We start from the raw sequence: 12140 nt of genomic DNA on the forward strand, positions 1-12140 counted from the left end.
GTTGGCCCATGCAGCACCGGATAAGATTGCGGAGAAAGTAAATGAGCGCGCTCTATATGATTGTCGGCACCCTGGTAGCCCTGGGCGTGCTGGTCACCTTCCACGAGTTCGGCCATTTCTGGGTCGCACGTCGCTGTGGGGTCAAAGTGCTGCGTTTCTCCGTGGGCTTCGGTATGCCGTTGCTGCGTTGGCACGACAAGAAAGGCACTGAGTTCGTGGTTGCCGCTATCCCGCTGGGTGGCTACGTGAAAATGCTCGACGAGCGCGAAGGCGAAGTGCCGGCCGATCAGCTCGATCAATCCTTCAATCGCAAATCCGTCCGTCAGCGCATTGCTATCGTGTCGGCGGGGCCGATTGCCAACTTCTTGCTGGCGATGATTTTTTTCTGGGTGCTCGCCATGCTCGGCAGCGAGCAGGTGCGCCCGGTCATTGGTGCTGTTGAATCCGGCAGTATCGCCGCCAAGGCAGGTTTGAGTCCGGGTCAGGAAATTGTTGCCATTGATGGTGAGCCCACTTCGGGCTGGGGGGCAGTGAATCTGCAACTGGTTCGGCGTCTCGGCGAGAGCGGTTCCCTTCAGGTGCAGGTCCGCGAGCAGGGCTCCACAGCAGATTCACCGCGTGAGCTGGTGCTGGATAAATGGCTCAAGGGTGCGGACGAACCGGATCCGATACGCTCGCTGGGTATCCGTCCTTGGCGTCCGGCATTGCCGCCGGTTCTGGCAGAGCTCGATCCAAAGGGCCCGGCACAGGCTGCGGGCCTGAAAACCGGCGATCGGTTGTTGGCCCTGGATGGCAAGCCTCTGGATGACTGGCAGCAGGTGGTCGATATCGTCCGTATGCATCCGGATACCAAAATCCTGCTGCGCGTCGAGCGCGATGGTGCTCAAATCGACGTCCCTGTGACGCTCGCTGCTCGCGGCGAGAAAAAATCGCCCGGTGGTTATCTCGGCGCCGGGGTGAAAGCAATCGATTGGCCGCCGGAGATGATTCGCGAGGTCAGTTACGGTCCTTTGGCCGCGATTGGCGAGGGGGCTCGACGCACCTGGACCATGAGCGTACTGACCCTCGATTCGCTCAAGAAAATGTTGTTCGGCGAGCTCTCGGTAAAAAACTTGAGTGGACCGATAACCATTGCTAAAGTGGCGGGCGCTTCTGCCCAGTCGGGCGTCGCTGATTTCCTGAATTTCCTTGCTTATCTGAGTATTAGCCTGGGAGTTCTGAATTTGTTGCCCATTCCTGTACTGGATGGGGGGCATTTGTTGTTTTATCTGATCGAGTGGGTGCGTGGTCGCCCCTTGTCGGATCGGGTGCAGGGTTGGGGGATACAGATCGGCATCAGTTTGGTGGTCGGGGTGATGTTGCTCGCTCTGGTCAATGATTTGGGTCGTCTGTAACACTTCGCTGAATTGCGAATCTGCCGCATTTTGCGGCAGTTTGTTTATTGCCAGTTGGAATAAGAAAGGACTTCATGAAACGTCTGCTGCTAACTGCGGTTCTCACCGTATTGATGATCGCCGAAGTTCACGCCGAGTCCTTCACTATCTCTGATATTCGCGTCAATGGCCTCCAGCGGGTCTCCGCGGGTAGCGTCTTTGGTGCCTTGCCGTTGAACGTCGGTGAACAGGCGGATGATCGTCGCCTGGTGGAATCCACTCGTGCGCTGTTCAAAACCGGGTTCTTTCAAGATATCCAGCTGGGCCGTGATGGCAACGTCCTGGTCATCACGGTAGTCGAGCGTCCGTCCGTCGCCAGTATCGAGATCGAGGGTAACAAGGCGATCTCCACTGAAGACCTGATGAAGGGCCTCAAACAATCCGGTCTGGCCGAAGGCGAGATCTTCCAGCGCGCCACCCTCGAAGGTGTTCGCAACGAGCTGCAGCGCCAATACGTCGCTCAGGGTCGCTACTCGGCTACCGTCGACACCGAAGTGGTGCCGCAGCCGCGTAACCGTGTCGGCCTGAAGGTCAATATCAACGAAGGCACCGTCGCGGCTATCCAGCACATCAACGTGGTGGGGAACACGGTCTTCCCCGATGAAGACCTGATCGACCTGTTCGAACTCAAGACCACCAACTGGCTGTCGTTCTTCAAGAACGACGACAAATACGCTCGTGAAAAACTTTCCGGTGACCTGGAACGTCTGCGTTCCTACTACCTGGACCGCGGCTATATCAACATGGATATCGCTTCGACCCAGGTATCGATTACCCCGGACAAGAAACACGTCTACATCACCGTCAACGTCAACGAAGGCGAGAAGTACACCGTTCGTGACGTCAAACTGAGCGGCGACCTGAAAGTTCCTGAAGACCAGGTCAAGTCCTTGTTGCTGGTGCAGAAAGGCCAGGTGTTCTCGCGCAAGCTGATGACCACCACGTCCGAACTGATCACCCGTCGTCTGGGTAACGAGGGTTACACCTTCGCCAACGTCAACGGCGTGCCTCAGCCGCACGATGAAGACCACACTGTCGATATCACTTTCGCAGTCGATCCGGGCAAACGTGCTTACGTGAACCGCATCAACTTCCGTGGCAACACCAAGTCCGAAGACGAAGTGCTGCGCCGTGAAATGCGTCAGATGGAAGGCGGCTGGGCTTCGACTTATCTGATCGACCAGTCCAAGACCCGTCTTGAGCGTCTGGGCTTCTTTAAAGAAGTGAACGTCGAAACCCCGGCTGTACCGGGTGTCGATGACCAGGTTGACGTGAATTACAGCGTTGAAGAACAAGCGTCCGGTTCGATTACCGCCAGTGTCGGCTTTGCACAGAGTGCCGGTCTGATCCTCGGTGGTTCGATCACCCAGAACAACTTCCTCGGTACCGGTAACAAGGTCAGCGTTGGCTTGACCCGCAGTGAATACCAGAGCCGCTATAACTTTGGTTATGTCGACCCGTACTGGACTGCTGACGGTGTGAGCCTGGGTTACAACGCTTTCTATCGCACTACTGACTACAAAGACCTTGATGTCGACGTAGCAAGCTATGCCGTAGATAGCCTGGGTGCTGGCGTGAGCGTCGGTTACCCGATCAGCGAGACTTCGCGTCTGACCTTCGGCCTGACTGCGCAACAAGACAAGATCAAGACAGGTGTGTACACCGTTGACGAGATCTTCGACTTCGTTAACAAGGAAGGCGACAACTACCTGAACTTCAAGGCTTCGGCTGGTTGGTCTGAGTCGACCCTGAACAAGGGCGTGCTGGCGACCCGTGGTCATTCGCAAAGCCTGGTGCTGGAATCCACAACGCCGGGTAGCGACCTGTCGTTCTTCAAGCTCGACTACCGTGGCCAGTTGTTCCAGCCGTTGTCCGAAAACTACACCATGCGTCTGCATACCGAACTGGGTTATGGCGACGGCTACGGTTCGACCGATGGCTTGCCGTTCTATGAAAACTACTATGCTGGTGGTTTCAACTCGGTTCGTGGCTTCAAGGACAGCACCCTGGGTCCTCGCAGTACGCCGAGCCGCGGCACCAACCCGGGTACGGCGCTTGATCCGGACCAGGATCCGCTGCCGTTCGGTGGTAATGTCCTGATCCAGGGCGGGGTAGAGGTTCTGTTCCCTCTGCCGTTCGTCAAGGATCAACGCTCCCTGCGTACTTCGGTATTCTGGGATGTGGGTAACGTTTTCGACTCGACGTGCAAAGAAACCACCAACGCGAACGGTTCGTCGTCCAACACCAAGTGCAACGACATCAGCTTGAGCAACATGGCCAGCTCTGTCGGTGTGGGTGTGACGTGGGTCACCGCACTGGGTCCTCTGAGTTTCGCGTTGGCCATGCCGATCAAGAAACCGGATGAGGCTGAAACTCAAGTGTTCCAATTCTCCCTCGGCCAGACGTTCTAAGCGTCTGACCCAAGATAACGACAATGGATTTTGTAGGAGTGCATCGTGCGTAAGTTGACTCAATTGGTTCTCCTGGCGACCGTACTGGTAGCCGGTCCGGCTTTTGCCGACATGAAAATCGCCGTTCTGAACTATCAAATGGCTTTGCTGGAATCCGACGCGGCCAAGAAGTACGCCGTGGATGCCGAGAAGAAGTTCGGCCCGCAGCTGACCAAGCTCAAGACGCTGGAAAGCAGTGCCAAGGGTATCCAGGACCGTCTGATGGCTGGCGGCGACAAGATGCAGCAAGGCGAGCGTGAGCGTCTGGAGCTTGAATTCAAGCAAAAGGCCCGTGACTTCCAGTTCCAGTCCAAGGAATTGAACGAAGCCAAAGCCGTTGCCGACCGTGAAATGCTGAAGCAGCTCAAGCCGAAACTGGACAGCGCTGTGGAAGAAGTCATCAAGAAAGGTGCTTTTGACCTGGTCTTCGAGCGTGGCGCAGTGATTGATGTCAAACCTCAGTACGACATCACTCGCCAGGTTATCGAGCGCATGAATCAGCTGAAGTAATCCATGACAGCGACCATAAAACTCGGCCAGTTGGCCGAGTTCCTTGGCGCCACTCTACGTGGCGACCCGGAGAAGGAAATTACTGGGCTAGCCACTTTGCAAGAGGCTGGCCCAGCTCAGTTGAGCTTTCTGGCAAATCCTCAGTACCGCAAATACCTGGCTGACAGCCGGGCTGCAGCTTTGTTGCTGAAAGCCGCTGATGCTGAAGGTTTTGCCGGGAATGTATTGGTAGTGCCTGATCCCTACGCCGCCTACGCGCGTGTTTCCCACCTGTTCGATCCCAAGCCCAAGGCGGCTGCCGGCATTCATCCGACTGCAGTGATTGCAGCTGACGCGGTGGTTGATCCAGCGGCGAGCGTCGGTGCCTTTGTGGTCATCGAGAGCGGGGCGCGAATTGATGCCGGGACGACCATCGGCGCGCACTGCTTCATTGGCGCCCGTAGTGTCATTGGCGAAGGTGGCTGGCTCGCACCGCGCGTCACCCTGTATCACGACGTGCGCATCGGTAAGCGGGTGGTGATTCAATCCGGTGCCGTTCTGGGTGGAGAAGGCTTCGGCTTTGCCAACGAGAAAGGCATCTGGCAGAAAATCGCCCAGATCGGTGGCGTTCTGGTCGGTGACGATGTGGAGATTGGCGTGAATACTGCCATCGACCGCGGCGCACTGGCCGATACCGTTCTTGGCAATGGCGTGAAGCTCGACAATCAGATTCAGATTGCCCACAACGTCCAGGTCGGTGATCACACCGCCATGGCCGCGTGCGTGGGCATTTCCGGCAGCACCAAAATCGGCAAGCATTGCATGCTCGCCGGTGGCGTAGGGCTGGTGGGGCATATCGAAATTTGCGACAAGGTTTTCATTACCGGGATGACCATGGTGACTCACTCGATTACCGAGCCGGGCTCCTATTCTTCCGGTACGGCCATGCAACCGGCTGCCGAATGGCGCAAAAGCGCGGCACGTATCCGTCAGCTCGATGACATCGCGCGGCGGCTGCGACAGCTGGAAAAGCGAACAGGGGAAGTGACCCCTGACGGTATTGCTTCATCAGATGGCTGATACCATTTCCATATCAAGTGTGCACAGCCGCTAGACTGCCTCCTTGATTTGCTAGAGGAGCGCGCGTCAGTCGCGCGTTCCCAATCTTTACATAGGCTTCCTCCCGAAATGATGGACATCAACGAGATTCGCGAATACCTGCCTCACCGTTACCCGTTCCTGCTGGTGGACCGGGTCGTGGATCTGGATGTGGAAGGCAAGCGCATTCGCGCCTACAAGAATGTCAGCATCAACGAACCGTTCTTCAATGGTCACTTCCCTGCGCATCCAATCATGCCAGGCGTACTGATCATTGAGGCGATGGCTCAGGCTGCCGGGATCCTTGGTTTCAAAATGCTGGACGTGAAGCCGGCTGATGGCACCCTGTACTACTTCGTCGGCTCCGACAAACTGCGTTTCCGTCAGCCGGTCAAGCCTGGCGACCAGTTGATTCTTGAAGCCACCTTCATCAGCTGCAAACGCAAGATCTGGAAGTTCGAATGCCAGGCATCGGTAGATGGCAAGCCGGTCTGCTCGGCCGAGATCATCTGTGCGGAACAAAAAGTATGAGTTTGATTGACCCTCGCGCAATCATCGATCCGACGGCCATCCTGGCCGACGACGTCGAGGTCGGCCCTTGGTCGATCATCGGCGCAGGTGTGGAAATCGGCGAGGGGACAGTGATCGGGCCGCATGTAATTCTCAAGGGCCCGACCCGAATCGGTAAGCACAACCGCATCTACCAGTTTTCTTCGGTAGGCGAGGACACGCCCGATCTGAAATACAAGGGTGAAGAAACCCGTCTGGTCATCGGTGACCATAACGTCATCCGTGAAGGCGTGACCATTCATCGCGGGACCATTCAGGACCGTTCTGAAACGACCCTGGGCGATCACAACCTGATCATGGCCTATGCTCACATCGGCCACGACAGCGTCATCGGCAACCATTGCATCCTGGTCAACAACACCGCGTTGGCAGGCCACGTGCATGTTGAAGACTGGGCGATCCTGTCCGGTTTTACCCTGGTTCACCAGTATTGTCACATCGGTGCGCACAGCTTTTCCGGGATGGGCACCGCCATTGGCAAGGACGTTCCAGCGTACGTCACCGTGTTCGGAAACCCTGCCGAAGCTCGCAGCATGAACTTCGAAGGCATGCGCCGTCGTGGTTTCAGCGAAGACGCGATCCACGCCTTGCGTCGAGCCTACAAGGTGGTTTATCGCCAGGGCTTCACGGTAGAGCAGGCACTCGCGGAACTGGCCGAACCTTCAGAGCTGTTTCCGGAAGTTGCGGTGTTCCGTGACTCCATCCAGTCTTCAACCCGCGGCATCACTCGTTAATCGTGGCTAATCTGCGTATTGCGCTGGTGGCGGGTGAGGCTTCCGGTGACATTCTGGGCGCCGGCCTCATGCGCGCGCTCAAGGCACAGCATCCGGCAGTCGAGTTCATGGGTGTCGGTGGTCCGCTGATGCAGGCCGAAGGCCTGACCTCGTATTTTCCGATGGAACGTCTCTCGGTCATGGGCCTGGTGGAAGTGCTGGGTCGGCTGCGCGAGTTGCTCAAGCGCCGCAAGAAGCTGATTGCGGACCTGATCGCCGAGAAACCGGACGTGTTCATCGGTATCGATGCCCCGGATTTCAACCTCAATATCGAACTCAAGCTGCGTCAGGCCGGGATCAAGACGGTGCATTACGTCAGCCCGTCGGTGTGGGCTTGGCGGCAGAAGCGGGTGCTGAAGATTCGCGAAGGTTGCGACCTGATGCTGACGCTGTTCCCGTTCGAAGCGAAATTCTATGAAGAGAAGGGCGTGCCGGTGCGGTTTGTCGGGCACTCCCTGGCTGATGCAATCCCGCTTGAAGCGGATCGCAGCGCGGCACGGGCCGAACTCGGTTTGCCGGAAGGGCCGTTGGTCGCGCTGATGCCCGGCAGCCGCGGTGGCGAGGTCGGGCGTCTCGGCGCGTTGTTCCTCGATACCGCCCAGCGCCTGCGCGCCATGCGTCCTGGCGTGCGGTTTGTCATGCCTTGTGCCAGTCCTCAGCGTCGCGCGCAGCTTGAAGAGTTGCTGGTTGGTCGCGATCTGCCGCTGACTCTGCTCGACGGCAAGTCCCATCTGGCGCTGGCAGCCTGCGACGCAGTGTTGATTGCCTCCGGTACCGCGACCCTTGAGGCCCTGCTGTACAAGCGGCCGATGGTGGTGGCGTATCGCTTGGCACCGCTGACGTTCTGGATCCTCAAGCGCATGGTGAAAAGCCCTTACGTCTCGTTGCCGAACCTGCTGGCCCAGCGCCTGTTGGTGCCTGAATTGTTGCAGGACGATGCAACGGTCGAAGCCCTGGCCCAGACGTTGTCGCCCCTGATAGAAGGTGGCGAAGAGCAGACCCGCGGCTTCGACGAAATCCACCGAACCTTGCGTCTGGATGCCTCCAATCAGGCAGCGGACGCAGTACTGAATCTGATCGGCAAAACACAATGACTAAAGCACAACAGATGGGCCTCGATTTCACCCTGGTCGCCGAAGTAGAAGAGCTGGTTGCCGGTGTTGACGAAGTCGGTCGCGGCCCGCTCTGCGGTGCCGTGGTGACCGCCGCTGTGATCCTCGATCCGAACCGTCCGATCCTCGGTCTCAACGACTCGAAGAAGCTCACCGAAGCCCGCCGTGAAAAGCTCTACGACGAAATCTGCGAAAAGGCCCTGAGCTGGTGCATCGCCCGCGCGGAAGTCGAGGAAATCGACGAGCTGAACATCCTCCATGCCACCATGCTGGCCATGCAGCGCGCGATCGAAGGCCTGCACATTCAGCCAAAACTGGCGATGATCGACGGCAACCGCTGCCCGAAACTGGCCATGCGCGCTGAAGCTGTGGTCAAGGGCGACAGCAAGGTACCGGCCATCGCCGCCGCCTCGATTCTGGCCAAAGTCAGCCGCGACCGTGAAATGGCGGCATTCGAACTGATTTACCCCGGTTACGGGATCGGCGGCCACAAAGGTTACCCGACGCCCGTTCATCTGGAAGCACTGGCACGCTTGGGCCCGACGCCGATTCATCGCCGCTCGTTTGCGCCTGTACGGTTGGCGTATGAAGCGCGCGAAAGCCTCATGGAGAGTTAGTCCCAAGGCTGATGTTTTCGCCAAGGCCCGGTACAATCCGGGCCTTGTTGTTTTCATGACATAACGCAGGATCACTATGCCGGCTTCATTCGTTCACCTACGCCTGCACACTGAATACTCCCTGGTCGACGGTCTGGTGCGGATCAAACCGCTGGTCAAGACCCTGGTCGGCATGAACATGCCTGCCGTAGCGGTCACTGACCAGAACAACATGTGTTCCCTGGTCAAATTCTATAAAGCTTCGATGGGCGCAGGCATCAAGCCGATCTGCGGCGCCGACCTGTGGCTGTCGAACAAGGACCCGGACAACGCCCTGAGCCGGATCAGCCTGCTGGCAATGAACGCTGTTGGCTATCGCAACCTGACCGAACTGATTTCCCGTGGCTTCATCGACGGCCAACGCAATGGTTCGGTGATCATCGAGCGCGAATGGGTGGCCGAGGCCAGCGAAGGCTTGATCATGCTGTCGGCGGCGAAAGAAGGCGAGATCGGCCTGGCCATGCTCAGCGGCAATCCGGCGGAAGCGGAAAAACTGGCGCGCGAATGGATGGCGGTGTTCCCGGATCGCTTTTACCTGGAAATCCAGCGCACCAATCGTCCCAACGATGAAGAACAATTGCACGGCGCCGTGGCCCTGGCCGAGAAAATCGGTGCGCCACTGGTCGCGACCAACGATGTGCGTTTCATCAAGCAGGAAGACTTCGCTGCTCACGAAACCCGTGTTTGTATCGGCGAGGGCCGCGCCCTCGACGACCCGCGACGTTCGAAGAATTACAGCGATCAGCAATACCTCAAAAGCGCCGAGGAAATGGCTGAGCTGTTCAGCGACATTCCCGAAGCGCTGGAAAACACCGTCGAGATCGCCAAACGGTGCAACATCGAAGTGAAGCTTGGCACGCACTTCCTGCCCAACTTCCCGATTCCCGATGGCATGACCATCGACGAGTATTTCCGCAAGGTGTCCTTCGATGGCCTGGAAGAACGGCTGTCCGTTCTGCTGCCCAAGGACACCACCGAAGACTATGAAGCCAAGCGCCAGGTCTACGTCGATCGATTGAATTTCGAGCTGGATATCATCATCCAGATGGGCTTCCCCGGTTACTTCCTGATCGTGATGGACTTTATCCAGTGGGCCAAGAGCAACGGCGTGCCGGTAGGTCCTGGCCGGGGCTCGGGTGCCGGCTCGCTGGTGGCCTATGTGCAGAAGATCACCGACCTCGACCCGCTGGAATACGACCTGCTGTTCGAACGTTTCCTCAACCCCGAACGGGTATCGATGCCCGACTTCGACGTCGACTTCTGCATGGACGGTCGTGACCGGGTGATCGACTATGTGGCCGAGAAATACGGGCGCAACGCGGTCAGCCAGATCATCACCTTCGGTTCCATGGCCGCCAAGGCTGTGGTCCGCGACGTGGCGCGGGTGCAGGGCAAGTCCTACGGCCTGGCGGATCGTCTGTCGAAGATGATTCCGTTCGAAGTCGGCATGACCCTGGAAAAAGCTTACGAGCAGGAAGAAATCCTCCGTGACTTCATCAAGGTCGATGAAGAAGCCGCGGAAATCTGGGAGATGGCGCGCAAGCTCGAAGGCGTTGTGCGTAACGTCGGCAAGCACGCCGGTGGTGTGGTGATCGCACCGACCAAGCTGACCGACTTCTCGCCGATCTATTGCGACGAGGCCGGTGACGGCCTGGTGACCCAATTCGACAAGGACGACGTTGAAGCCGCCGGCCTGGTGAAATTCGACTTCCTCGGCCTGCGGACCCTGACGGTCATCGACTGGGCGCTGAAAACCATCAACCGCGACCGCGCCAAGGTCGATGAGCCGCCGCTGGACATTGCGTTCATCCCGCTCGATGACAAGCCCACCTACCAGCTGCTGCAAAAAGCTGAAACCACTGCGGTGTTCCAGCTCGAGTCGCGGGGCATGAAGGAGCTGATCAAAAAGCTCAAGCCCGACTGCCTGGAAGACTTGATCGCACTGGTGGCCCTGTTCCGTCCGGGCCCCCTGCAATCAGGCATGGTTGACGACTTCATCAACCGCAAGCACGGCCGCGCCGAACTCGCGTATCCGCACTCGGACTACCAGTACGAGGGCTTGAAACCGGTTCTGGCGCCGACGTACGGCATCATCCTGTATCAGGAACAGGTGATGCAGATTGCTCAGGTCATGGCCGGTTACACCCTCGGCGGTGCGGACATGCTGCGGCGGGCCATGGGTAAGAAAAAGCCCGAAGAAATGGCCAAGCAGCGTGGCGGTTTCATTGAAGGTTGCAAGACCAACAATATCGAAGCCGATCTGGCCGGTAACATTTTTGACCTGGTGGAAAAATTCGCCGGTTATGGCTTCAACAAATCCCACTCCGCTGCTTACGGCCTGGTTTCGTACCAGACCGCGTGGCTGAAAACGCACTACCCGGCGCCGTTCATGGCTGCGGTACTGTCGGCGGATATGCACAACACCGACAAGGTCGTGACCTTGATCGAAGAAATTCGCACCATGAAGCTGCGTCTCGACGCGCCGGATGTGAATACCTCTGAGTTCAAGTTCACGGTGAATGACGAAGGCCGCATCATTTACGGCCTCGGCGCGATCAAGGGTGTCGGCGAAGGGCCGGTGGAAGCGATCACCGAGGCGCGTCAGGACGGGCCGTTCAAGGATCTGTTCGATTTTTGCGCCCGTGTCGACCTCAAACGCATCAACAAGCGCACGCTGGACGGTTTGATCCGCAGCGGTGCGCTGGATCGTCTGGGGCCCTTTTTCCATGACGAACCGAAAGCCTATCAAGCGAGCATCGACCAGAACCGCGCGGTCTTGCTGAATGCGATGGAAGGGGCGATCAAGGCCGCCGAACAAACCGCCCGTACCCACGACAGTGGCCACGCCGACCTGTTTGGCGGCCTGTTTGTCGAGGAAGATGCCGACGTCTACGCCAATCACCGCAAGGCGAAAGAGTTGACCTTGAAGGAGCGCCTGAAAGGGGAGAAAGACACCCTGGGCCTGTACCTGACCGGTCATCCGATTGACGAATACGAGGGTGAAATCCGCCGTTTTGCCCGTCAGCGGATTATTGACCTGAAGCCGGCTCGCGATACACAGACCGTTGCGGGCATGATCATCGCCCTGCGTGTGATGAAGAACAAAAAGGGCGACAAAATGGGGTTCATCACCCTTGACGATCGCTCCGGGCGGATCGAAGCTTCGTTGTTCGCCGACGCGTTCCATTCGGCGCAGTCGCTGTTGCAGACCGACGCGATGGTTGTTGTCGAAGGCGAAGTCAGCAACGACGATTTCTCTGGCGGTTTGCGCCTGCGGGTCAAGCGGGTGATGAGCATGGAAGATGCGCGCACCAACCTGGCCGAAAGTCTGCGTTTGAAGCTGCAGACCAAAGATTTGAAAGGCGATCAGCTACGCTGGCTGGGTGAGCTGTTCAAGCGTCACCGCGGCGCGTGCCCGATCACCATGGAGTACACGAGCCCCGATGCGAAGGCCTTGCTGCAGTTCGGCGAGACCTGGCGAATCGACCCGGCGGATGCGTTGATTCAAGCCCTGCGTGACCAGTTCGGGCGAGACAACGTCTTCCTCCAATACCGTTGA

The 12140-nt window shown here is 58.1% G+C and carries 9 protein-coding genes; all 9 read left to right on the forward strand.

All coding sequences use genetic code 11. The features are described from left to right. Positions 1-41 precede the first annotated feature (41 nt). The 9 genes from rseP to dnaE all read left to right on the forward strand — a co-directional run bounded on the left by rseP (position 42) and on the right by dnaE (position 12140). Entirely contained in the window at positions 42-1394 is a 1353-nt protein-coding gene (rseP, locus tag F8N43_RS09920) for a sigma E protease regulator RseP (protein WP_150630811.1), read from the forward strand. Positions 1395-1468: 74 nt separating this feature from the next. Then, the gene (bamA, locus tag F8N43_RS09925) at positions 1469-3844 is read left to right on the forward strand and encodes an outer membrane protein assembly factor BamA (protein ID WP_150653692.1); all 2376 of its coding nucleotides are present in this window, start codon (positions 1469-1471) and stop codon (positions 3842-3844) included. A gap of 45 nt (positions 3845-3889) precedes the next feature. After that, a complete protein-coding gene (locus tag F8N43_RS09930) occupies positions 3890-4393 on the forward strand; it encodes an OmpH family outer membrane protein (protein WP_008028980.1) in 504 nt (167 codons plus the stop codon). Between the two features lie 3 nt (positions 4394-4396). Continuing rightward, the gene (gene lpxD / locus F8N43_RS09935) at positions 4397-5452 is read left to right on the forward strand and encodes a UDP-3-O-(3-hydroxymyristoyl)glucosamine N-acyltransferase (protein ID WP_150638895.1); all 1056 of its coding nucleotides are present in this window, start codon (positions 4397-4399) and stop codon (positions 5450-5452) included. A 108-nt stretch (positions 5453-5560) separates the two neighbouring features. Then, on the forward strand, positions 5561-6001 hold the full coding sequence (fabZ, locus tag F8N43_RS09940) for a 3-hydroxyacyl-ACP dehydratase FabZ (protein WP_008028982.1): 441 nt from the start codon (positions 5561-5563) through the stop codon (positions 5999-6001). Further along, a complete protein-coding gene (gene lpxA / locus F8N43_RS09945; RefSeq protein ID WP_150638893.1) occupies positions 5998-6774 on the forward strand; it encodes an acyl-ACP--UDP-N-acetylglucosamine O-acyltransferase in 777 nt (258 codons plus the stop codon). The genes fabZ and lpxA overlap by 4 nt, the downstream gene beginning before the upstream one ends. A 2-nt stretch (positions 6775-6776) precedes the next feature. After that, on the forward strand, positions 6777-7907 hold the full coding sequence (gene lpxB / locus F8N43_RS09950) for a lipid-A-disaccharide synthase (RefSeq protein ID WP_150630807.1): 1131 nt from the start codon (positions 6777-6779) through the stop codon (positions 7905-7907). Further along, complete coding sequence (gene rnhB, locus F8N43_RS09955) at positions 7904-8542, forward strand: ribonuclease HII (RefSeq protein WP_150630806.1); 639 nt, start codon at positions 7904-7906, stop codon at positions 8540-8542. The genes lpxB and rnhB overlap by 4 nt, the downstream gene beginning before the upstream one ends. A 76-nt stretch (positions 8543-8618) precedes the next feature. Further along, entirely contained in the window at positions 8619-12140 is a 3522-nt protein-coding gene (dnaE, locus tag F8N43_RS09960; RefSeq protein ID WP_150653693.1) for a DNA polymerase III subunit alpha, read from the forward strand.

The organism is Pseudomonas fluorescens (assembly GCF_902498065.1).
GTDB classification, from domain to species: Bacteria; Pseudomonadota; Gammaproteobacteria; order Pseudomonadales; family Pseudomonadaceae; genus Aquipseudomonas; species Aquipseudomonas fluorescens_BJ.